Origin of the sequence: Pantoea sp. USHLN256, from assembly GCF_037149875.1 — a bacterium.
GTDB lineage: Bacteria > Pseudomonadota > Gammaproteobacteria > Enterobacterales > Enterobacteriaceae > Pantoea > Pantoea nemavictus.
In genome coordinates this window covers 241,142-263,173 of sequence record NZ_JBBCQO010000004.1, presented here as the reverse complement: position 1 = coordinate 263,173, position 22,032 = coordinate 241,142, and the positions used below count along the sequence as shown (strand labels likewise).

The following is a 22,032-nucleotide window of genomic DNA, read 5'->3' as shown; positions in this document are numbered from 1 at the left end:
ACGCCTTCGCCTGTCGTTAACAATTCATTACATTACTTTTAACTTGTTGTATTCGATCGCCTCTTTTCCCGGTCCCTACAAGGAGTTAACTCATGAACAACGTCAAAACCAGATTGATCTGGTTAGCGGTGGCGTTAATTGGCGCGGGCGCGTTTGCCATGCTGGCGCTCAGCCGCGGCGAACATGTCAACGCTGTCTGGCTGGTCATTGCCTCCGTCGCCTGCTACAGCATTGCCTACCGCTTCTACAGCCTGTTTATTTCAAAGCGCATCTTTGAACTGGACGATCGTCGACTTACGCCGGCGGAGCGCCTCAGTGACGGTCTCGATTACGTTCCCACCAATAAATGGGTGCTGTTCGGCCACCACTTTGCGGCGATTGCCGGTGCGGGGCCGCTGGTTGGGCCGATTCTCGCGGCACAAATGGGTTTTCTGCCTGGCACCATCTGGATTCTGGTGGGCGTCATGTTTGCCGGCGCGGTGCAGGACTTCCTGATTCTGTTTATCTCGACGCGTCGTGATGGACGTTCACTGGGTGAGATGGCGCGCCAGGAGCTCGGCTCCTTCGCCGGTGTGGTTACCATGCTTGGCGCGTTGGGCGTGATGATCATCATCCTCTCCGCACTGGCGCTGGTGGTGGTAAAAGCGTTAGCAAACAGTCCGTGGGGCTTGTTCACTATTGCCGCAACCATTCCCATTGCGCTGTTTATGGGCGTGTATATGCGCTTCCTGCGACCGGGGAAAATTGCGGAAGTGTCGATCATTGGCTTCGTTCTAATGATGGCGGCGATCATTTACGGCGGCAACGTGGCAGCTGACCCTTACTGGGGCCCGCTGTTTACCCTGAAAGGCACGGAGTTGACGTGGGTGCTGGTGATCTACGGTTTTATCGCCTCTTCGCTGCCGGTGTGGTTGCTGCTGGCGCCGCGCGATTATCTCTCTACCTTCCTGAAAATCGGCGTCATCATTGGTCTGGCGATTGGCATTCTATTTGCCATGCCTGAAATGAAGATGCCCGCCGTCACCAAATTTATTGATGGCACCGGCCCGGTATTCTCCGGCGCACTGTTCCCATTCCTGTTTATTACCATTGCCTGTGGCGCGATTTCCGGCTTCCACGCGTTGGTCTCGAGCGGAACCACGCCGAAACTTGTTGAGCGCGAAAGTCATATTCGCTTTATCGGCTATGGCGCGATGTTGATGGAGTCGTTCGTGGCGATCATGGCGCTGATTTGCGCCTCGGTGCTCGATCCAGGCGTCTACTTTGCCATGAACTCCCCTGCGGCACTGATTGGCACCACGGTGGAAAGCGCCTCGCAGGCGATTAACGGCTGGGGCTTTGTGGTGACGCCAGAGATGCTAAGCGGCATCGCGCGCGACGTGGGTGAAAGCACCATTCTGTCACGTGCCGGTGGCGCGCCAACCTTCGCGGTGGGCATGGCGCATATTATTACCGAAGTGTTTAACAGCCGCGCCATGATGGCGTTCTGGTATCACTTCGCCATTCTGTTTGAAGCGCTGTTTATTCTTACTGCGGTTGATGCCGGTACGCGCGCCTGCCGGTTTATGGTGCAGGATCTGGTGGGCACCGTGGTGCCGTCCATGGCCAATAACCGTTCATGGTTGGGCAATATGGCTGGCACCACTGTCGCTGTCGCTGGCTGGGGCTTCTTTGTCTATCAAGGCGTGGTCGATCCGCTCGGCGGCATTAATACGCTGTGGCCGCTGTTTGGCATCGGCAACCAGATGCTGGCGTCAATGGCGTTGATTCTCGGCACCGTGGTGCTGTTCAAGATGAAAAAGCAGCGCTACGCATGGGTAACAATTTTACCCACCGCCTGGCTGTTTATTACCTCAATGACCGCTGGCTGGCAGAAGATCTTCCATGAGAAGCCCTCGATTGGTTTCCTCGCTCAGGCCAATAAATTCCGTAAAGGCATTGATGATGGGATTGTCATTGCCCCAGCGAAAACGGTCGCTGATATGCAAACCATCGTGTTTAGCAATCAAATTAACGCGGCCCTGTGCGCCTTCTTCATGCTGGTGGCGGTCACCATGCTGGTTGCCGCCTTCTTCGTGATTCGTCGGGCACTTAACAGCGCAGTACCGACTACCCATGAATCTGAGATCTCTCTGCGTAAAGAGGTGCGAAATGTCTGAGTCCATTTTCCATTGGAGAAAACCGCGCGGCGCGTGGCACATTCAGCAATGCTTACCGATGGCATCCGCCCCGGCTGGGCAAACTCTTACGCGCTGGCAGCGACTGTGGCAGGGTTTGCAGCAGAGCTTTCGCTTAATGGTCGGCGTTCATGACTATCAAACTTATCTGAAGCATATGCGTGAACATCATCCAGAGATCGCGCCAATGAATGAACGGGCTTTCCACCGACACTGCCTCGATGCGCGTTTTCCCAGCCAGCCAGGCAAACTCGGCAAGTGTCCTTGCTAACGCTTTTCAGCCCCGTTTATCGGGGCTTTTTCGTGCCATTCTTTAATAAAAACAAAAATATATTCAGATTGCATCTTGTGCTGGCTCAGGAGGTTGAATACTGTAGCTAAAATAATGAGATACCGCCCGCTGAGCATTCCCCCCGGAGGAAGTTTCCATGACCGATGAACAAGGGCAAACACTGTTGTACACCTTGTTTGGCACCACCAGCCCTCATTGGCGTTTAACCTCAGATAGTGATGCTTTGCATTTTGCCGAAGATGAGAACGCGAATACCAATATGGCGGTTCCACTTACTCCCGCACAAGCCAGTTTGTTGCGTGCGATGACCGTTATAACCTCCAGTATTAACCTCACGCTGTCGCTGCATGGCGAGCCGGTACCGATGCATTTTGTTGGCCGTAAAGTTAATCAATCCACCTGGGCTGGCACCTCATCAGCATGGGGCGATACCTCTGCTGTCGCGCGGGATTTGACGCTCGGTTTATCGTTCGCGGAGCAGGTAGTTTCGGAAGCCAATTCCGTGATTGTGATACTCGATCAACGCGGCAATATTCAGCGATTCAATCGTTTAAGCGAAGAGTACACCGGACTGAAAGAGCAGGAAGTGATTGGCCGTAATGTGTTTCAACTGTTTATGACCAAGCAGGAAGCGCAGGCGTCACGGCGTAACATCGCCGGTTTCTTCAGTGAAGGCAGTTCTTACGAGGTTGAGCGCTGGATTAAAACCCGTAAAGGCCAGCGACTGTTTCTGTTTCGTAATAAGTTTGTTCACAGTGGTAGCGGAAAAAATGAAATTTTCCTCATCTGTTCAGGAACGGACATCACCGAAGAGCGCCGGGCGCAGGAACGGCTGCGCGTCTTAGCCAATACCGATACGGTGACGGGGTTGCCTAACCGCAACGCTATTCATCAGCAGATTAGTCTGGCACTGGAGCTGGCAAATGGCAGTCAAACCGGTGTGGTTTACCTCGATTTAGACAATTTTAAGAAGGTCAATGACGCGTACGGCCATATGTTCGGCGATCAGTTGCTGCAAGCAGTGTCTCTGGCGATCCTCAGCTGCCTGAGCAAAGACCAGACGCTGGCGCGCCTCGGCGGCGATGAATTTGTCGTACTGGCGGAACATACCAGCCAGGCGGCGCTGGAGGCGATGGCCTCGCGTATTCTTGAACGTCTGCGCCAGCCCTTCCGCATCGGCCTGATTGAGGTGTATAGCGGTTGCTCGATTGGTATCGCTCTGGCTCCGCTGCACGGCGAAGATCGTGAAAGCTTGATTCGCAACGCGGATACCGCGATGTACCACGCCAAGGAGAACGGGCGCGGCAAGTTCTGCGTATTCGCAAATGAGATGAACCAGCGGGTGTTTGAGTACCTTTGGCTCGATACCAATCTGCGCAAAGCGCTCGAACTCGACCATCTGGTGGTGCATTATCAGCCGAAACTGAATGCCGATGGCGAGGTGCTAAGCGCCGAAGCACTGGTGCGCTGGAACTCACCGGAGCGCGGGTTGGTGCCACCGGGCGACTTCATCTCCTATGCTGAAGAGTCTGGTTTGATTGTGCCATTGGGTCGCTGGGTGATGCTCAATGTGCTGCAGCAGATTATTAAGTGGCGTAGCGAAGGCATCTATCTGCGTGTCGCGGTGAATGTCTCCGCTAAGCAACTGATCGACCAGAGTATTTATACTGATTTGAAACATGCGCTGACCGAAGCTGGCCTGACGGATTGCCCGATCGATATCGAATTAACGGAAAGTTGTTTGATTGAGAATGAAGCTGGCGCGCTGATGCTGATGAAGCAGTTCCAGGAACTGGGTGCGCAAATTCATCTCGATGATTTTGGTACCGGTTACTCCTCGCTTTCCCAGCTGGCGCGCATCCCTATCGATGCCATAAAACTGGATCAGAGCTTTGTGCGTAATATCAATAAGCAACCTGTCGCGCAGTCGCTGGTCCGTGCGATTGTCGCGGTTGCCAAAGCCCTTAAGCTGCAGGTGATTGCCGAGGGCATTGAAACGAAAGCCGAAGAGAAGTTTGTGATGGCCAACGGTGTCGATGGGCGTCAAGGTTATTATTATGCAAAACCAATGCCCGCAGAACAGCTCGGGCATTGGCTGGCTAAGCATCCTGCCCGCGTCTAACGCTGGTTTGCGAGATTAGCCGGCTTTGCGCAAGGATGCGCTATGACGGTTCTGCAGTTGTACCAGACGTTCCATATAAGCAATGTCTTTCGGTTCCAGCGTGAAGGCATAATCAACCCAATCCTCCGTGATATCCATTAACTCAGCGCGTGATAACTGCAACACGCGCTGACGCGCCTTCAGCATGGCACGCACGCCGTTGAGCTTTGGACGCAACGTATCGATAAAGGTCCGCGTGGTGCGATAGCCATCGCCCGGTTGGAACACTTTATCGACCAGACCACGCGTTTCATACCACTCCGCGCTGTGTGACTCTCCTTCCATAATCAGCTCTTCGGCCAGCTTCATGCCAGAGCGACGCGCCACTAATGAGTAGCCGCCCATGCCCGGGAACAGGTTAAACGCGATCTCCGGGAAACCCATGCGTGCGCTGTTCTGCGCCAGAATGAAGTGATGCGCCAGCGCCGCCTCAAAGCCACCGCCGAGCGCACTGCCCTCAATCATCGCCAGCGTTACCGCACCCGTATCAAAACCCCGTGCTGCGGAGTGGATGCAGTCCACACAGGCGCGCGCATAGGCACGCAGCGCTTCACGGCGGTTGTTACGAATGCACTCGACAAAGAAGCGCAAATCGCCACCGGCGTTAAACATCTGCGGTACCAACGAACCCGTCACCCAGAAGTCAATCGGCAGACCGGAACGCTGGGCTGAATAGCTCAGGTTCATGATCTCCTCAATTAATTCGTGGTTGAAACTTGGGCGCGGTTGCGCACGCAGCATCATCCACATAGTACGGCGCCCCTCTTCATAGTAGGCGGCGAGCTGTGTGGTTTGTCCAACTTCGGTGAACAGTCTGCATGTTGGTTGGTTAATTACTGTCATTGTCTCATCCTCTGTTTATGTTTATGTAGTGCGTTAAACGCCACATCAGCGTAATCCAGAGTGAGGCCAGACCAAATGAGAGATTGATTTATATAGCAAAATCCAGAGATATCCCCGACCACCGGCCGGGGAAGCATTAGCGGGCTTACTTGATGGCGGCACGCTGCCCTACGGCAACATGAGAACGCTTAACGCGTCGTGAATAAACAGCGGTGATGATTGGCACGATAACAGAAGTGACGATCACCGACGTCGCGACTAAAGCCGTGGCGGCGGGTGCGACCGGTTTAAACTGGGGCAGCATCTCGGCGATTAAGACCGGAGTCGCCACAGCAGCACCGGCGGTGCTTGAGGCTGCAATGCCTGCGGTGCCATCACCGCCACCAATCAGACGGTCGGCAATAATCAGTGGAATGCCGGTGACAATGATAACGGCGACGCCCAACATGATGCCCAACAAGCCGGTCTGTGCGATGACGGTTAAATCGATGGTGTTTCCCAGCGCGAAGGCAAAGAACGGAATTAAGGTGTGTACCGCTTTGCCGAAGAATTCACGCAGTTCGGGATCGAGATTGCCCAACGCAAATCCTACGATAAACGGCAGCACCGCTCCGACAAAAACATGCGGTTCAAACGACGCAATACCCGCGGTTCCAAGAATCACCATCGTCATCAACGGCCCCGACTCCAGCGACATCAGGACAAATGCGCCGGCTTCCTCTTTCGACCCGTATTGCTGCATGATTGAGGCGTACAAACCGCCGTTGGTCATGTCCATTGCCGCCACTAATGCCAGCGTCGAGAGCCCGGCAAACATTCCGACCTCCACACCATTTTCCGGCATTACGCGTGAAGCGATGGCCGCAACCACCCAGGCTACAGCGATTTTAGTCAGCACCAGCGTGCCCGATTTACGCAGCACCGTGCCCGTTGCGCTGAGTTTGATGGATGCGCCCATGCAGAAGAACCATACCGCAAGAATTGGTACGGTGCCGGTCATCAAGCCATTAGTAAACGAACCGAAGTATTTGCCCGCACCAGGGGAGAAGGTATGACAGAGCGCGCCCAGAAACAGCGGGATCAGCATCATACCGCCAGGAATTTTATCGATTGCACGTTTGATATGCATAGTTATGTCACCTTAACTGAGCCAGAGGGAGGTGTTTTATGATTTGCCGGATGGCATGGCGAGCAAGATAACGGGCTACGGGAAGGAAAAAAGTGATCGCACATCTATTTATGAAACGTTGTTTTAATTTTATTGATTGATCATTTTGTATTTATGATGCGCATCGCCATACCAGATTAAGACAAGCTAAAAGAAAGGCGCCCATAGGCGCCTAAGTCTTTTAAATCCAATCAATTTTGTCCATACCAGGCGTTCTTTCCGTGCTTACGCAGATAATGCAGGTCCAATAAGGTTTGCGAGATGGGCGGCAACTCAGTACGCAGCTGTTCAGTATGCAGCGCCATATAGGCCACCTCTTCAAGGACTACCGCGCTGTGCACCGCAGCATGTGCATCTTTACCCCAGGCAAAAGGTCCATGCGAATTCACCAGCGCGGCGGGAATGGCGGATGGCTGAATGCCGCGCTGAGCAAAGGTTTCAATAATCACCTGACCGGTATTCCACTCATAATCCTGCTCAATCTCTTCACGCTTCATCGGTCGTGTGCAGGGAATCGTGCCGTAAAAGTCGTCGGCGTGTGTGGTGCCCAAGGCGATGATTTCGCGTCCAGCCTGTGCCCATATGGTGGCATGGCGTGAATGCGTATGTACGATGCCACCAATCTCTGGCCAGGCGAGATAGAGTGCGCGATGCGTCGCGGTGTCTGATGACGGGCGCATTTTACCTTCAACCACGTTACCGCTGGCTAGTTCAATGACTACCATATCGTCGCGCTGCATCTGTTCATACTTAACACCTGACGGTTTAATTACCAGCAGGCCTTGTTCGCGATCCACTGCGCTCACATTGCCCCAGGTAAAGGTGACAAGGTTGTAACGCGGTAGATCAAGATTGGCTTCCAGTACTTGCTGCTTTAACGCTTCCAGCATGTTTGTTCTCCTGCAAACTGTGATAACTGAATTGTGCGGAGCTGGCGCTAAAAGCGTTATGGAAGGATTAGCTGTAAAAGCTGCGGAAAGTGGCTGAGGCTGTAAATGTGTGGCGTGGGTTGGTTTTGAGCATTAAATAAAAAGTGGGTTACAAACTCGCAGTTTAGGACCGTTTTACCCTGCCGAGTGCAATGTAACATCTATACTTAAAGAGTTACCTCTGTGTTAACAATCAAGGAGAAGTTAATGACTACAACAATGAAACGTTTTACGGCTGTCGTATTGGCTACCACTTTAGTTGTCGCGCTGAGCGGCTGTTCAAACTGGTCAAAACGCGACCGCAACACTGCAATTGGTGCGGGTGCGGGTGCCATTGGCGGCTCAGTATTAACCAATGGTAGCGGGCTGGGCACGGTAGGCGGCGCGGCCGTCGGCGGTATCATCGGCCATCAGATCAGCAAGTAAATTATAATAATCAGGCTACGCAGCGCATCTACTTAACAACGGGCCACTCACAAGGTGGCCCGAACTTTATCAACCGCCGGCCAGCTTCACCTTCATACCTTTGGCTTCCAGCAACGTTTTTATCAGATCGCGCTTGTCACCTTGAATCTCAATCACGCCCTCTTTCACTGCCCCGCCGCAGCCACATTTTTTCTTCAGTTCGGCAGCCAGTTTTTCCAGTGCAGCATCATCAAGGTCAACGCCGGTTATCAGGCATACGCCCTTTCCTTTGCGTCCGCTGGTCTGACGCTGAATGCGCACAATGCCATCACCTTTAGGACGGGCCACTTTTTCTTCTTCTGGCGCGATGCGTCCGGTTTCAGTGGAATAAACCAGCCGATTGTCGTGAGCCATTATGCCTCCTGTAAACTTTGCAGGATCTGCTGCAGCGTAGCGGCAGGATCGGCGGATTGGGTGATCGGACGTCCAATTACCATATAGTCTACGCCGGCGAATTTTGCCTGCTGCGGCGTCATAATACGGCGCTGGTCGCCGGCATCGCTGCCTGCCGGCCGAATGCCTGGCGTCACCAGCGCGAAATCCTGGCCGATTACCTGTTTGAAGTGTGCGGCTTCCTGTGCCGAACAAACAACGCCGTGCAGACCGCAATCACGCGTTAAACGCGCCAGGCGTTCAGCCTGCTGCGCTGGAGACAGCGTAATGCCTAAGCCTTTCAGATCGTCTTCATCCATGCTGGTCAGTACGGTCACCGCAATCAGCATTGGCGCATCTTTACCAAAAGGCACCAACGCTTCACGCGCTGCATTCATCATGCGCGCCCCGCCGCTGGCGTGCACATTCACCATCCATACACCGAGATCGGCCGCTGCCGCCACTGCATGCGCAGTGGTGTTCGGGATGTCATGAAACTTGAGGTCAAGAAACACCTCAAAACCGCGTTGCTGCAATGTTTTCACCAGAGATGGACCAAACAGCGTGAACATCTCTTTACCGACTTTCAGGCGGCACTGGCTCGGATCGATGCGGTCAATAAACTGCAGCGCGCTGTTGAGATCGTGATAGTCGAGTGCCACCAGAATTGGTGAAGTGGTTGCAGGCATAACGTTTCCTCAGTGACAGGCACCCGCAGGCGCGATGGACAAACGGCAAGCATTCTACCTGCCCAGGCCGGATACAACAATCGTGGTTCCGCATCAACTAGCCTGTTTAACGGCTAAATGCACGATAGTCGAAGGTTGCGATATTACTCACGCCATAAGTATGTTGTAACTAATAAGGGCGATAAAATAAAGACAATACGGCCACTGTTATTGGCCGTCGAGTCCGCGGATGGGTTTAACGGAGGACCAAGCCCGGCATGATGGGCAATGCCAGTAAAGTGCATGAGCGGTAAAGCCGCATTTCTGGCAGCGATAACGGGGTTTGGTGCGAATCTGTTCACCGACCATATCGCGTAACACCATCAAGCTCTCTTTCGCGCGTCCATCTTCTGCTTCGTGCAGGTGGAAATCCATCAAACGATGAAACACACGCATGGTTGGATGACGCTGGAGTTGACGATTGATATAGAGCTGCGCGGCTTCAGGGCCCTGCTGCTGTTCGAGGATATCGGAAAGATAAAGCTCGGCTGCGGCGCCGGTATTTTCATCAACGCAACGCTGTAAAAATTGTGCCCAATTCTCAGGCTGATTCAGGCGCTGATAGCAAGTTTCCAGCATGGGCAACGTCTCGCTAACCAGCTCTTTGTCCTGTTCCAGCACGCGCTGCAATCGGCTTGCAGCCTTCGCGTACTCGCCCTGCTCCATTAGGATGCGCCCCATCATGATGGAGACACGGGCGCTTTGATGATCGGCTGATTCGCCCTTCTTCAATAAGCTCATGGCACGATCAAGATCGTCGCTGCTTAACGCCTGCAATGCGAGTTCGCAATAGAAATGGGCGATTTCACCCTTCTGCTTATCTTTGCCGAGCTTGACCAGTTTTTCCGCCACTTCGATGGCTTTTTGCCAGTCACTGGTCGCCTGATGAATCAGCAACAACTGCTGCAAAGCACCGATGCGAAAATCGGTTTCCTCGACCAGTTGACCAAACATATCCTCTGCGCGGTCGTATAACCCGGCGGCCATATAGTCGCGGCCAAGCTGCTGAATCGCTAGCAGGCGCTGCTCATAACTGAGCGAGGCGCTCTCCATTAGCGATTGGTGGATGCGAATGGCGCGATCGACTTCACCACGTGAACGGAACAGATTACCCAAAGTAAGATGCGCCTCGACCGTGCCGCTATCCTCTTTCAACATGTCGAGAAACAGATCGACCGCTTTGTCCTGTTGATTAGAAAGCAGGAAGTTAACCCCCGCAACGTATTCACGTGACAGGCGATTCGCTTCGTGTTGCTTATCCTGATGCGCACTACGTCGGCCCATGTACCAGCCATACGCCGCAGCAACAGGAAGAAGCAGAAACAGCAGTTCAAGCATCGAAAATTAATCCCGACGGCCAGCAGTGGACGTCGTAGTCACCGTCGTGGCTTGTTCGTTCTGCGCCTGCATCCGCTTGAGTTTTCGCTGCGCGTTAGCAAGTGATACGCGTAAACGTAACCAGAACAGGCCGCAAATCGCCCATCCCAGAATGAACCCAGCGCCAAACAGACTGGCCAGCAATGTTGAAATCCGGAATTCGCCCTGCGCAAGCAGATAGTTAAAGGTGATGATTTGGTCGTTATGCGCTCCGAGCGTCACGGAGATGATAAAAATGACCAAAACCACGAGAAAAATAAGCAAATATTTCACAATGCGTCCTGTCGAGAGGTTATCCAGTAGAAGTATGCCAAAAAAGCGCCGTTGATGCTGCTATACCCACATCAGTTAGCGCATTTTTCTGTAAGCGCAATCAATCATATGGGGGCAAGCAGCCAAATTACAATCCATCATCGCGTTGCGCGATCTCCCGATGTTCTTCTGGCGGAATGGTTAAGGGTCCGCAGAAGCGCTGGGCTAACAGGGTTGCTACCGTCACCAGCAGCCAGGAAATCAGGGTTGCCATAACCAGATCCCGCGGCCAGTGCATACCTAACACTAAGCGGCTGCCCATCACCATGGTCGCCCAAACAAACAATACCGCTACCGTAGCGATATGGCGGCGCGGCCAAAGTAAACCGATTGCCAGCAGCGCCCAGCTGGCGGCAAACATAGTGTGTCCGGAAGGGAACGCATAACCGGTCTCAAACGCCCAATGATTTTTTAACCACTGTGGCAGTTGCGTATCGTTGGCCAGTAAAGTTGAAACCATCTCGCTACGCTGCTGGCGATGCAGTTGATAGAACTCATCGCCAGTAATGCCATGACTTTTTTCCAGCCAGATGACATAAGGACGCGGTTCCTGAACATGTTCTTTTATGGAGGATTTGGTGTACTGACCGGCCAGAATTGCGCCGTTCATAATAAGGATGAGCAAAATTGCCGGCTTGAGACGAAAGCGTAAACACCACAGCACCCACGCGCTGAGGATGATACTGGTGAGAATCCCCCATGGGCTGGTTACCGTTTCGGTCATCCAGAACAGCACACGCAGCAGATCGCCACTTTTCCCCGGCTGCCATTGCCAGCCCGATAACCAGACACCCAGTGGCATCAGCAATAATAAAAACGCCCCGAAGGTGGTGCGCTGAATGATTTTTAACATTCGCTTCCTTTTAGATCCGCATTAACCCGCGCGACATGCATAACTTTAGCTGAAAAAAGAATAACATACCCATTGCGGCTTGGATAATTGTGCTTTATCACTACAATCACTCTGACCGATTAACGGCGAGAGTTCGGGTTGTGGCACAATAGCGTAAGTTTCATCGGGCCACGTGGGCCCGTGCGTTATCATGATGATAGCGCATCCTCTGAAGGTTCTGGAGAGTCACATGCAGCTTAAACGGGTAGCAGAAGCCAAACTGCCCACGCCATGGGGAGATTTCCTGATGGTTGGTTTTGAAGAACTGGCAACCGGCCACGACCATGTCGCGCTGGTTTTCGGAGATATAAGCGATCACAATCCGGTATTGGCGCGCGTCCATTCTGAATGCCTGACGGGCGATGCCCTGTTCAGCCTGCGCTGCGATTGTGGTTTTCAGCTGGAAGCCGCGCTAACGGCCATTGCGGAAGAGGGTCGTGGCATTCTGATGTATCACCGTCAGGAAGGTCGTAATATCGGTTTGTTAAATAAGATCCGCGCCTATGCTCTGCAGGATAAAGGTTACGATACCGTCGAAGCGAATCATCAGCTCGGCTTTGCCGCCGATGAGCGTGATTTCACCTTGTGCGCAGATATGTTCAAACTGTTGGGCGTCAATGAAGTGCGCTTGCTGACGAACAATCCACGTAAAGTTGAGATTCTGACTGAAGCCGGCATCAATATCGTTGAACGCGTGCCGCTGGTTGTCGGGCGTAACCCGAAAAATGCTCACTATCTTGATACCAAAGCCGAAAAAATGGGTCACTTATTACCCAAGTCTTAAGCGGGTGCTAACAAATAAAAAAGCCGGGAAATCCCGGCTTTTCTTTTAGTTCAGCATGTTGCGTATCACGTAGTGCAAAATACCGTCGTTCTGGTAATAGGTCAATTCATTACCGGTGTCGATACGGCAGCGTGTTTCCAACGTCTCTTTACTGCCATCTGCACGCGTCAGCGTCACAGCAACCGTGCCACCTGGCTTGAGTTGCGAGAGGTTCGCAACATCAATGAACTCTTCCCCAGTAAGCTGCAATGTTTTGCGCGTTACGCCTTGCGGAAATTCCAGTGGCAGAATCCCCATACCAATCAGGTTAGAGCGGTGAATACGCTCAAAAGATTCTGAAATGACCACACGCACACCTTGTAAGCGCGGTCCTTTTGCCGCCCAGTCACGGCTGGAACCTGAGCCGTACTCTTTACCGGCAATCACTGCTAACGGCACGCCTTCTTGCTGATACTTCATCGCGGCGTCGTATATCGCCAGCTGTTCGTTGCTCGGGAAGTGTTTGGTATAACCGCCTTCTACGCCCGGCACCATTTCGTTGCGGATGCGAATATTGGCAAAGGTGCCGCGCATCATCACTTCATGGTTGCCGCGACGTGAACCGTACGAGTTGAAATCGGTTCGCTCAACACCGTGCGAAAGTAAATAGCGCCCAGCTGGACTTTCAGCTTTGATACTCCCTGCAGGCGAAATGTGGTCGGTGGTGACCGAATCGCCCAACATGGCCAGAATTCGCGCACCTTTAATATCCTGTACCGGCTTCGGTGTTTTCTCCATGTCGTCAAAGAATGGCGACAAACGAATGTAGGTCGAGTCGCCATCCCAATCATAGGTTGCCGCCTCACTCACCTTAATTTGCTGCCATTCCGGCGTGCCATCAAAGACTTCGGCATACTCTTTGTGGAACATATCGCTGGTTACTTTCTGCACCGCTTCCGCAATCTCTTCCGGCGATGGCCAGATATCTTGCAAAAACACATCATTACCCTGCCGATCCTGTCCAAGCGGATCGGACTGCAGGTTGATTTTCATATTGCCCGCCAAGGCATAAGCAACGACGAGCGGTGGTGATGCTAGCCAGTTAGTTTTGATTAATGGATGTATACGTCCTTCAAAGTTACGGTTACCAGAAAGCACCGCGGCGACCGTTAAATCGCCCTCTTTAATCGCGCTTTCTATAGCATCCGGCAGCGGACCCGAGTTACCAATACAGGTGGTACAACCGTACCCGACCAGATTGAAACCCAGCTCATCCAGATAAGGTGTTAATTGCGCAACGGCCAGATAATCAGAAACGACTTTCGATCCCGGCGCCAGCGAAGCTTTTACCCATGGTTTGCGCATCAAACCGCGTTCAACCGCTTTTTTGGCCAGCAAACCGGCAGCCATCAATACGCTTGGGTTTGAAGTATTGGTACAGGAAGTGATCGCCGAGATCACCACCGCGCCATCATCCAGTTGATAACTATCTCCAGTTTCACTGTCGCGATAACTGACGGTTTTATGCGGTTTTTGAGCCTGATTGACTTCCAGCTCATTGCTGGCATCAAATGCAGTCGGAACATCGCCCAGTGAAACACGGTCCTGTGGTCGTTTGGGTCCCGCAAGGCTGGATTCGACAGTACCCATATCCAGTGCCAGGGAGCTGGTGAACACCGGCTCGTCGCCTGGGTTACGCCACATGCCCTGCTGTTTGGCGTAAGCTTCAACCAATTCCACCTGCTCTGCATCGCGGCCCGTGAGCGTCATATAACTTAATGTGACGTCATCAACAGGGAAGAAGCCACAGGTTGCTCCGTATTCAGGAGCCATGTTGGCGATAGTGGCACGATCGGCAAGCGGTAAGTCAGCTAAGCCATCACCATAGAATTCAACGAATTTGCCGACCACGCCATGTTTACGCAGCATTTGCGTGACGGTTAATACCAGATCGGTTGCGGTAATACCGGGGCGTAGTTTCCCTGTGAGTTTAAAGCCCACTACATCAGGAATCAGCATAGAAACCGGTTGGCCTAACATGGCAGCCTCGGCTTCAATACCGCCTACGCCCCACCCTAACACGCCAAGCGCATTGATCATTGTGGTATGTGAATCGGTGCCAACCAGCGTATCCGGGTAGGCAACGTCCTCCCCATTTAGGGTTTCATGCCAAACTGATTTACCCAAATACTCCAGGTTGACCTGATGGCAAATCCCAGTGCCCGGCGGCACAACGCGGAAGCGATTAAAGGCTTTTTGCCCCCAGCGCAGGAAGACGTAGCGTTCGTGATTACGCTCCATCTCTAAATGAACGTTCTCACCGAAAGCTTCATTGTCACCGAAATGGTCTACGGTGACCGAGTGGTCAATAACCAAATCAACCGGGGATAGTGGATTGACTCTAGCAACGTCACCACCCAGTCGTTTTACCGCTTCACGCATGGCGGCTAAATCCACCACTGCGGGCACACCGGTAAAATCCTGCATCAATACACGCGCGGGGCGGTAGGCAATTTCGCGATCGGCATGGGCATCTTTTTGCCATGCGACCAGCGCTTCAATATCTTCAAGCGTGACAGAGTCACCATCTTGCCAGCGCAACAGGTTTTCAAGCAGGACTTTCATTGACTTGGGCAAGCGATCAATATTGCCCAATTGCTGAGCGGCTTTAGGCAGGCTGTAGTAATGATATTTTTTTGCCCGAACATCCAGCGTGTCCTGACTCTGCTCACGTAACGTTAACGACATAGCGCCTCCATGTAAGTAAATCTCTTTTTAAACCTCAGTGACTGCAAGGTTTAACTTAAAGATAGACCACATTCCCGTTAACGTTTTGATAACAACACGAAATGACACATTATAACACAATGAAAAATGCCCCGACGTTTGTCAGGGCATTTAAATAGAACAGTTTAATTTGAGTTATGGGTTTACATCATTGCCCAAAAGGCTGCTGCCCAAAAAGCAAACGAAAAGGTATATACGCTAAACCAGGATAACGTCGTTGTATTAATGTTCATCATTCACTCCCTCCCGGATTCCGGGCAAAAAAAGTCCACCGTCTTCAGCGTTGTACTGATGACACCGTTTTTTTAATGCTGAGTGTTAAAGGACGGGCTTTTAACTTGCCCACCGGATAATCCGGCAAAAAGAGGGACTAAATATATGTATATGGTACGCAACGCAGACTGCGTTATTTCGACTTCATATCCATGAAGGATTCAATAAAATTGCGCTGATTTTCACTGAGTTCCCACGAAGTAGGAATCGTTACTTGCTGTTCAGTGGAAACAACGTCTTTCACTTTGCACGCAGGCGTTTGCGGCTGACGCGCAGATACTGGATGTTTACGACTGAGTGTATTTGCCCACATGGCTTAACCCCACATACGCCAAATCATTAACGCCACCACTACCCAGAACAGTGCTGAAGCAGCGAAGACAGTCAACCAAGCTTTGCGACGAGTATTACCAGAACGCTCAACTTTGGTGCTTTTAGTCCGGAAGGCCGGCTGTACAGTTATTCTCGTGTTCATAGTTTTTGATAATCACTCTCAATAAAACGATTGATGACAACGATTAAGATTTAGGACGAATCCTAAACTTGTTAAGACCGAAAATCCAGTTATTTTTATTGAGCACAACGATTAACGCTATTTATCAAAACACAAAAAATTGATGAGATAAATTTAATTGCCACGATAACTATTAATTAAATAGTTACATTGTAAATTTGGGTTATCGACAAATTAGATCCAATCTAAATTTGAGTTTAATTTAGTAACCCAGTAAAAAAGCCCTTCTCCATCAACTCTTAACTAGAGTATGGGAATATTCCTGGCGAGCTGCAAAGTAGCATCGTAAAAATTGTGTACTGATTCGCATTTAAGAACTAACAATAGAAAAACATGTGACCCATGTTTCATTTACATAAAAATAATGATTTTTTTTGAAGTACTACTGGCGCTAAGCGCTATGGGATTCCGAAGGTGTCCACTGGACACCTTGGCAAAAGAATGAGTTAGGAATTTACTTGAAGGGTAATTTGATGTCGCGGAACATGGCTTCAATGTCTTCATTGGAGCGCAATGCAACCGCTGCATCCACGACATCACGCGTCAGATGTGGTGCAAAACGTTGAATGAAATCATACATATAGCTGCGCAGGAAAGTGCTGCGTCTAAAGCCAATTTTGGTGGTGCTATTCGTAAAGATCTCTGATGCTTCAATACGAACCAAATCGGGATCGGCAATCGGGTCTACAGCCATGCTGGCAATCACCCCCACACCTAAGCCTAAACGTACGTAGGTCTTAATCACGTCCGCATCGGTCGCAGTAAACACAATACGCGGTGTTAATCCCGCGCGATTGAACGCGGTATCAAGCTCTGAGCGCCCGGTAAAGCCAAAGGTGTAAGTCACTAAGGGAAAATCAGCGAGTTCTTCAATCGTCACATTCGATTTACCCGCCAAAGGATGGTCTGGCGTTACTACAATTGCACGGTTCCAGTGATAGCACGGCAGCATGATCAGATCGTCATAGAGGTGCAGAGCTTCCGTGGCGATGGCGAAATCAGCATTACCCTTGGATACCGCTTCAGCAATCTGCGTGGGCGATCCCTGGTGCATATGCAGTGAAACGCGCGGGTAGCGTTCGATAAAGCCTTTAATCACGCCAGGTAAAGCATAACGCGCTTGGGTGTGCGTGGTGGCCACGTAAAGCGACCCTTTATCCGGCCAGGTATGCTCACCCGCAACAGATTTAATCGCATCCACTTTTGATAACACTTCACGTGCAATACGGATTATCTCTTCACCTGCAGGCGTTACCTGTGTCAGATGTTTACCACTGCGGGCAAAGATCTGCACGCCCAACTCATCTTCCAGCATACGTACCTGCTTACTGATGCCAGGCTGCGAGGTATATAAGCCTTCGGCGGTCGACGAGACATTAAGGTTGTGATTAACCACTTCGACGATGTAACGCAACTGCTGCAATTTCATAGTTATATCTTCCTGGTAGCGACAGAGGTGCATTCCCAGCAGGCGTATTGACACCTTAATGGTATTAAAGGAGGGAAAGCGAATCAGCGAGACGAAAAGAATCTATAACCACTATATCAGTTAAAGGAAGAATGTAGAACGTTTAGCTATAAGGATGGGAAAAAGGCCAGCTGATGCTGGCCTTAGGGAGATTTACTTCTTCGCTTCCTGCCACTTGCCGTCAATGTAGAACATTGACCAACCCGTGGCTTTGCCGTCTTTTTCTGATGAAACGTACTGCTGCTTAGTCTTACGACTGAAACGCACCAGCGTTTTGTTCCCTTCTGGATCGGCAGCAGGCGCTTCCGACAGATATTTCAGTTTTTCAGGCAAACGATCGGCAAAGCGCTGCAGCTCTTCTACCAGCGGCGCGCGGGTTTCACGCGATTTAGGGAAGGTATTAGCCGCCAGGAACACACCCGCAGCGCCGTCACGCAGCACGAAGTATGCATCCGATTTTTCACATGCCAGTTCTGGCAGCGGCACCGGATCTTCTTTCGGCGGCGCGACATCACCATTGCGCAGAATTTTACGGGTGTTTTTACATTCGTCGTTGGTACAAGCCATGTATTTACCGAAACGGCCCATTTTCAGGTGCATTTCAGAACCACATTTTTCGCACTCAACAATTGGACCGTCATAACCCTTGATACGGAACTCGCCCTGCTCGATTTCGTAGCCATCGCACTCTGGGTTATTACCGCAAACGTGCAACTTACGCTGGTTATCGATCAGATAGCTGTCCATTGCCGTACCACACTTCTGGCAGCGGCGACGGGCGCGCAACGCGTTGGTTTCAGCATCATCGCCTTCCAGCACGTTAAGCACTTCGTTTTCCGGAATCAGGTTAATGGTCTGTTTGCAGCGCTCTTTCGGCGGCAAAGCATATCCTGAGCAGCCAAGGAATACGCCAGTACTGGCTGTACGAATCCCCATTGGTCGGCTACACGTCGGACAATCGATTGACGTGATAACCATTTGGTTCGGCTGCATGCCGCCCTCTTCTGGATCCTTTTCAGCGTGATCTAACTGCTGGCTGAAATCACTGAAGAAGGAGTCGAGCACGGCTTTCCACTCGGCTTCATTATTAGCCACCTGGTCGAGGCTGTTTTCCATGCGCGCGGTGAAGTCATAGTTCATCAGCTCGCGGAAATTCGCTTCCAGACGATCGGTAACGATTTCCCCCATTTTCTCAGCGTAGAAACGGCGGTTTTCGACACGCACGTAACCACGATCCTGGATGGTGGAAATGATCGATGCATAGGTCGATGGACGACCAATACCGCGCTTTTCCAACTCACGTACGAGCGAGGCTTCACTGAAGCGCGCCGGCGGCTTGGTAAAGTGCTGGCTGGGCATCAGCTCTTTCAAATCCAGCATGTCGCCAACATCAACCGGCGGCAGCGTAAGATCTTCATCATTTTTACGTAGCGCTGGCATTACACGCGTCCAGCCATCAAACCGCAGCGTGCGCCCTTTCGCTTTCAATTTGAATTCAGCCGCGCCCACCGTCAGCGTGGTTGAGTCGTATTGCGCCGGTACCATCTGGCAGGCAACAAACTGACGCCAAATCAGCTGATACAGTTTTTGCGCGTCAGCTTCCATATCTTTCAGCTGTTCTGCCACGACATTCACATCTGAAGGACGAATCGCTTCGTGCGCTTCCTGAGAGTTCTCTTTGCTGGCATAGGTGTTCGGCGCATCTGGCAGATATTTTTTACCAAAGCTGCTTTCAACATAGCCACGCGCCATCGCCACCGCATCCTGGCTCAGGTTGGTGGAGTCGGTACGCATGTAAGTAATGTGGCCGGCTTCATACAGACGCTGCGCCATCATCATGGTCTTCTTCACACCAAAGCCGAGACGCGTGCTCGCCGCCTGTTGCAAGGTAGATGTAATGAACGGGGCAGAAGGTTTGCTGCTGGTCGGTTTGTCTTCACGATCCAGCACTTCATAACGCGCTTTTTGCAGAATGGCGACCGCGGCGTGAGTTTGCTCACGATTAACCGGGCGGAACGCTTTGTCATTCTGATGCGTAACCTGCATGGCAAGATCGGCGCCTTTCGGCGTGGCGAAATCAGCATCGATTTCCCAATACTCTTCCGGCACGAAGGCTTTGATTTCGTGCTCGCGCTCAACCACCAAACGCACAGCAACCGACTGTACGCGACCGGCCGACAGACCACGGGCAATTTTCTTCCACAGCAGCGGCGAGACCATGTAACCCACAACGCGGTCCATGAAACGGCGCGCTTGCTGCGCATTAACACGTTCAATATTAAGTTCGCCCGGCTTCTCAAACGCCTGACGAATCGCATTCTTGGTGATTTCGTTAAACACCACGCGGCTAAAGCGCTTATCGTCGCCACCGATCACTTCCCGCAGGTGCCAGGCAATGGCTTCCCCTTCGCGGTCAAGGTCCGTTGCGAGATAGATGTGGTCGGCATCGGCAGCCAGGTTTTTCAGCTCAGCGACGACTTTTTCTTTGCCAGGCAGAATTTGATAATCCGCTTCCCAACCATGCCAGGGATCGACACCCATGCGGTTGACCAATGCGGCTTTCTCATCTTTCTTTACCTTTTTGCCAGTTTTCGTCTTTTCCCCGTCGGCACTTTTACGGGCAGTCGAACCGCTGGTCGGCAAATCACGGATATGACCGACGCTGGATTTCACCACGTAGTCATTACCGAGGTATTTATTGATTGTTTTGGCCTTTGCCGGGGACTCAACGATGACGAGTGCTTTACCCATATGTACCTTTACCTAAATGAAACGTCCTGATAAACGGGAGAGAATTGGAGGCCCCAAAACCCAATGGGTTCAATATTGCTGCCAGCATTTGTCATTTCAAGGCAGCAGGGATAATCTCAGGTCAGATTGCGTCGACTTCTGCAACTTTATGATTAGGAGCGAGTTTTCCATCTGACAGAACCACACATCCGGGTGTGATCTCCCTGAAAGCTGAATCGCCCACACTCTACCTGATAAAATCCGTTACGCAACTTAATTAGCATTCTGCCTAATTTTGCGCCAGTTTTATGACGCAATGCTGATTTGCTGAACGCGATGGCTCGCAAGTAATATAGAAGGAGAAAATTGGCTGTCAAAAAATGAGGTAAACAATGTCAGTGCCAACGGAATCTATTACACGCCAGGCGTTACTGGAAATAGCTAATCAGTTAATCACGCAGCACGACAATTATTTTGTCGGATTAGAAGCCAATGATGTGATTCAGCAAGGTGATGTGTTGGTGTTTCGTGGTCCCTATTTTCTTAATGATGAAGGCTTACCTACCGCCAAAACCACTACGGTGTTTAATGTCTTCAAATACCTTGCCGTGGAACTCTCCGCTCAATATCACCTGGCATAAAAAAGCCCGGCAATTGCCGGGCTCGCGTTTACAATAGCGGCTTCTCGCCGCGCTGCCACATTTTCAGAATCAACCGCTCAGCAGCCAGACTGGCGCTGTGGGTGAAGCGATCCATCATTTTACGTTTGCGGGCATACTGCACACCCAATACGGTAAAGCGCTCCATATGCTGAATAATCAATGCGTCGCTGGTACCAATTTCATCAACAAGGCCTAAATCCAGCGCCTGAGCCCCATACCAATGCTCACCTGTCGCCACTTTATTCAAATCAAGCGAGGGGCGCATCTGGTGCACGAAGTCTTTAAATAGCTGATGGGTTTCATTAAGGTCTTCCTGAAACTTTTCGCGCCCTTCTTCGGTGTTTTCGCCAAACAGTGTCAAGGTACGTTTGTACTGCCCAGCAGTATGCAACTCGACATCAATATTATTACGCTTCAACAATCGGTTGAAGTTGGGGATCTGCGCAACGACGCCAATCGAACCAATAATGGAAAACGGCGCGGCAACAATGCGATCCGCTACGCAGGCCATCATGTAACCGCCGCTGGCAGCAACTTTATCCACCACCGCGGTCAGCTGCATTCCGGCATCGCGCAGACGTTGCAACTGTGAAGCCGCCAGACCGTAGCCGTGCACCACGCCGCCAGGACTTTCCAGGCGGAGCAGCACTTCATCACCCGGCGTGGCGACGGCCAATACTGCAGAGATCTCTTCACGCAACGAGGTGACTTCACTTGCATCCATGCTGCCTTTGAACTCGAGCACATAGAGCGTTGGCTTTGGCGTCTCGCTCACGCCCGCTTTGGCGTTGCGCTTATCGATCTTAGCCTTCTGCTTCTCTTCTTTTTTATGCTGCTTGAGCCATACTTTTTGCGCCTGCGGTTTCATTTTGGCGAGCTGCAAATCTTCCTTCATCTCACGATAGTCATCGTCGAGATGCGTCAGGCGCAGTTGGCCGCCGCTGTGACGTTTGCGCAGCGCGGCGTTGAGCACAATCAGAACAATAGCTGCGATCGCCACCACCACGGTGACGGCTTTAGCCAGAAATAATCCGTAACTGGAGAAAAAATCCATTCTGCCGCCTTATTAAACAGTAAATTACAACAGATTTAAGTTTACCCGCTTTAAACGTTGTCGTC

General features: G+C 51.6%; 19 protein-coding genes. 6 read left to right on the top strand and 13 right to left on the bottom strand.

Annotated features, from left to right (window positions below; translation table 11 throughout):
- Positions 1-92: 92 nt before the first annotated feature.
- The 3 genes from WFL93_RS12980 to pdeR all read left to right on the top strand — a co-directional run bounded on the left by WFL93_RS12980 (position 93) and on the right by pdeR (position 4,591).
- Positions 93-2,159, top strand: coding sequence for a carbon starvation CstA family protein (locus WFL93_RS12980; RefSeq protein ID WP_049852202.1), 2,067 nt, complete (start codon positions 93-95; stop codon positions 2,157-2,159).
- Positions 2,152-2,448: a YbdD/YjiX family protein gene (locus tag WFL93_RS12975; protein WP_336778297.1), complete on the top strand. Its 297-nt coding sequence runs from the start codon at positions 2,152-2,154 to the stop codon at positions 2,446-2,448. Before WFL93_RS12980 ends, WFL93_RS12975 begins: the two co-directional genes overlap by 8 nt.
- Before the next feature lie 157 nt (positions 2,449-2,605).
- Positions 2,606-4,591: a cyclic di-GMP phosphodiesterase gene (gene pdeR, locus WFL93_RS12970; protein ID WP_007892439.1), complete on the top strand. Its 1,986-nt coding sequence runs from the start codon at positions 2,606-2,608 to the stop codon at positions 4,589-4,591.
- A gap of 15 nt (positions 4,592-4,606) precedes the next feature.
- On the opposite strand, the gene WFL93_RS12965 is transcribed toward pdeR, so the two are convergent.
- The 3 genes from WFL93_RS12965 to araD all read right to left on the bottom strand — a co-directional run bounded on the left by WFL93_RS12965 (position 4,607) and on the right by araD (position 7,531).
- Positions 4,607-5,473 (bottom strand): crotonase/enoyl-CoA hydratase family protein, encoded by an 867-nt coding sequence (locus tag WFL93_RS12965; RefSeq protein WP_007892438.1) that lies wholly within the window; start codon positions 5,471-5,473, stop codon positions 4,607-4,609.
- Positions 5,474-5,618: 145 nt separating this feature from the next.
- Positions 5,619-6,602, bottom strand: coding sequence for a 2-keto-3-deoxygluconate transporter (gene kdgT / locus WFL93_RS12960; RefSeq protein ID WP_007892437.1), 984 nt, complete (start codon positions 6,600-6,602; stop codon positions 5,619-5,621).
- Positions 6,603-6,832: 230 nt separating this feature from the next.
- Positions 6,833-7,531 carry an L-ribulose-5-phosphate 4-epimerase gene (gene araD / locus WFL93_RS12955; RefSeq protein ID WP_336778296.1) on the bottom strand — a complete coding sequence of 233 codons (699 nt, stop codon included), beginning with the start codon at positions 7,529-7,531 and terminating at the stop codon, positions 6,833-6,835.
- Between the two features lie 246 nt (positions 7,532-7,777).
- On the opposite strand from araD, the gene osmB reads away from it, so the two are divergent.
- Positions 7,778-7,996, top strand: coding sequence for an osmotically-inducible lipoprotein OsmB (gene osmB, locus WFL93_RS12950; RefSeq protein WP_049852200.1), 219 nt, complete (start codon positions 7,778-7,780; stop codon positions 7,994-7,996).
- Positions 7,997-8,065: 69 nt separating this feature from the next.
- Here osmB and yciH read toward each other — a convergent pair whose 3' ends face one another.
- From yciH to pgpB, 5 genes are all read right to left on the bottom strand, one after another.
- A complete protein-coding gene (yciH, locus tag WFL93_RS12945) occupies positions 8,066-8,389 on the bottom strand; it encodes a stress response translation initiation inhibitor YciH (protein WP_007892432.1) in 324 nt (107 codons plus the stop codon).
- A complete protein-coding gene (pyrF, locus tag WFL93_RS12940) occupies positions 8,389-9,096 on the bottom strand; it encodes an orotidine-5'-phosphate decarboxylase (protein WP_336778295.1) in 708 nt (235 codons plus the stop codon). The genes yciH and pyrF overlap by 1 nt, the downstream gene beginning before the upstream one ends.
- 207 nt (positions 9,097-9,303) lie before the next feature.
- On the bottom strand, positions 9,304-10,473 hold the full coding sequence (gene lapB, locus WFL93_RS12935) for a lipopolysaccharide assembly protein LapB (RefSeq protein WP_007892430.1): 1,170 nt from the start codon (positions 10,471-10,473) through the stop codon (positions 9,304-9,306).
- A 6-nt stretch (positions 10,474-10,479) separates the two neighbouring features.
- Positions 10,480-10,785, bottom strand: coding sequence for a LapA family protein (locus WFL93_RS12930; RefSeq protein WP_007892429.1), 306 nt, complete (start codon positions 10,783-10,785; stop codon positions 10,480-10,482).
- Between the two features lie 127 nt (positions 10,786-10,912).
- The gene (gene pgpB, locus WFL93_RS12925; protein WP_049852198.1) at positions 10,913-11,677 is read right to left on the bottom strand and encodes a phosphatidylglycerophosphatase B; all 765 of its coding nucleotides are present in this window, start codon (positions 11,675-11,677) and stop codon (positions 10,913-10,915) included.
- A gap of 229 nt (positions 11,678-11,906) precedes the next feature.
- On the opposite strand from pgpB, the gene ribA reads away from it, so the two are divergent.
- A complete protein-coding gene (ribA, locus tag WFL93_RS12920) occupies positions 11,907-12,500 on the top strand; it encodes a GTP cyclohydrolase II (RefSeq protein ID WP_007892427.1) in 594 nt (197 codons plus the stop codon).
- A gap of 45 nt (positions 12,501-12,545) precedes the next feature.
- On the opposite strand, the gene acnA is transcribed toward ribA, so the two are convergent.
- From acnA to topA, 4 genes are all read right to left on the bottom strand, one after another.
- Positions 12,546-15,227: an aconitate hydratase AcnA gene (gene acnA / locus WFL93_RS12915; RefSeq protein WP_336778294.1), complete on the bottom strand. Its 2,682-nt coding sequence runs from the start codon at positions 15,225-15,227 to the stop codon at positions 12,546-12,548.
- 628 nt (positions 15,228-15,855) lie between these two features.
- Positions 15,856-16,014, bottom strand: coding sequence for a YmiA family putative membrane protein (locus WFL93_RS12910; protein WP_071531079.1), 159 nt, complete (start codon positions 16,012-16,014; stop codon positions 15,856-15,858).
- Between the two features lie 493 nt (positions 16,015-16,507).
- Positions 16,508-17,482 carry an HTH-type transcriptional regulator CysB gene (gene cysB, locus WFL93_RS12905; RefSeq protein ID WP_007892425.1) on the bottom strand — a complete coding sequence of 325 codons (975 nt, stop codon included), beginning with the start codon at positions 17,480-17,482 and terminating at the stop codon, positions 16,508-16,510.
- A 192-nt stretch (positions 17,483-17,674) separates the two neighbouring features.
- Entirely contained in the window at positions 17,675-20,272 is a 2,598-nt protein-coding gene (gene topA, locus WFL93_RS12900; protein WP_007892424.1) for a type I DNA topoisomerase, read from the bottom strand.
- Between the two features lie 371 nt (positions 20,273-20,643).
- Between topA and WFL93_RS12895 the strand changes: the two genes are divergently transcribed.
- The gene (locus tag WFL93_RS12895; protein ID WP_336778293.1) at positions 20,644-20,892 is read left to right on the top strand and encodes a DUF2498 family protein; all 249 of its coding nucleotides are present in this window, start codon (positions 20,644-20,646) and stop codon (positions 20,890-20,892) included.
- 28 nt (positions 20,893-20,920) lie between these two features.
- On the opposite strand, the gene sohB is transcribed toward WFL93_RS12895, so the two are convergent.
- Complete coding sequence (sohB, locus tag WFL93_RS12890; protein WP_336778292.1) at positions 20,921-21,967, bottom strand: protease SohB; 1,047 nt, start codon at positions 21,965-21,967, stop codon at positions 20,921-20,923.
- Positions 21,968-22,032: the final 65 nt, after the last annotated feature.

What these genes read in the sequence shown, in the direction of transcription:
- cysB (WP_007892425.1), bottom strand. Translation starts at nt 17,482, where the DNA reads ATGAAATTGCAGCAGTTGCGTTACATCGTCGAAGTGGTTAATCACAAC.
- araD (WP_336778296.1), bottom strand. Translation starts at nt 7,531, where the DNA reads ATGCTGGAAGCGTTAAAGCAGCAAGTACTGGAAGCCAATCTTGATCTA.
- yciH (WP_007892432.1), bottom strand. Translation starts at nt 8,389, where the DNA reads ATGGCTCACGACAATCGGCTGGTTTATTCCACTGAAACCGGACGCATC.
- acnA (WP_336778294.1), bottom strand. Translation starts at nt 15,227, where the DNA reads ATGTCGTTAACGTTACGTGAGCAGAGTCAGGACACGCTGGATGTTCGG.
- pyrF (WP_336778295.1), bottom strand. Translation starts at nt 9,096, where the DNA reads ATGCCTGCAACCACTTCACCAATTCTGGTGGCACTCGACTATCACGAT.
- pgpB (WP_049852198.1), bottom strand. Translation starts at nt 11,677, where the DNA reads ATGTTAAAAATCATTCAGCGCACCACCTTCGGGGCGTTTTTATTATTG.
- kdgT (WP_007892437.1), bottom strand. Translation starts at nt 6,602, where the DNA reads ATGCATATCAAACGTGCAATCGATAAAATTCCTGGCGGTATGATGCTG.
- topA (WP_007892424.1), bottom strand. Translation starts at nt 20,272, where the DNA reads ATGGGTAAAGCACTCGTCATCGTTGAGTCCCCGGCAAAGGCCAAAACA.
- WFL93_RS12965 (WP_007892438.1), bottom strand. Translation starts at nt 5,473, where the DNA reads ATGACAGTAATTAACCAACCAACATGCAGACTGTTCACCGAAGTTGGA.
- WFL93_RS12975 (WP_336778297.1), top strand. Translation starts at nt 2,152, where the DNA reads ATGTCTGAGTCCATTTTCCATTGGAGAAAACCGCGCGGCGCGTGGCAC.
- WFL93_RS12910 (WP_071531079.1), bottom strand. Translation starts at nt 16,014, where the DNA reads ATGAACACGAGAATAACTGTACAGCCGGCCTTCCGGACTAAAAGCACC.
- WFL93_RS12980 (WP_049852202.1), top strand. Translation starts at nt 93, where the DNA reads ATGAACAACGTCAAAACCAGATTGATCTGGTTAGCGGTGGCGTTAATT.
- osmB (WP_049852200.1), top strand. Translation starts at nt 7,778, where the DNA reads ATGACTACAACAATGAAACGTTTTACGGCTGTCGTATTGGCTACCACT.
- pdeR (WP_007892439.1), top strand. Translation starts at nt 2,606, where the DNA reads ATGACCGATGAACAAGGGCAAACACTGTTGTACACCTTGTTTGGCACC.
- WFL93_RS12895 (WP_336778293.1), top strand. Translation starts at nt 20,644, where the DNA reads ATGTCAGTGCCAACGGAATCTATTACACGCCAGGCGTTACTGGAAATA.
- ribA (WP_007892427.1), top strand. Translation starts at nt 11,907, where the DNA reads ATGCAGCTTAAACGGGTAGCAGAAGCCAAACTGCCCACGCCATGGGGA.
- sohB (WP_336778292.1), bottom strand. Translation starts at nt 21,967, where the DNA reads ATGGATTTTTTCTCCAGTTACGGATTATTTCTGGCTAAAGCCGTCACC.
- lapB (WP_007892430.1), bottom strand. Translation starts at nt 10,473, where the DNA reads ATGCTTGAACTGCTGTTTCTGCTTCTTCCTGTTGCTGCGGCGTATGGC.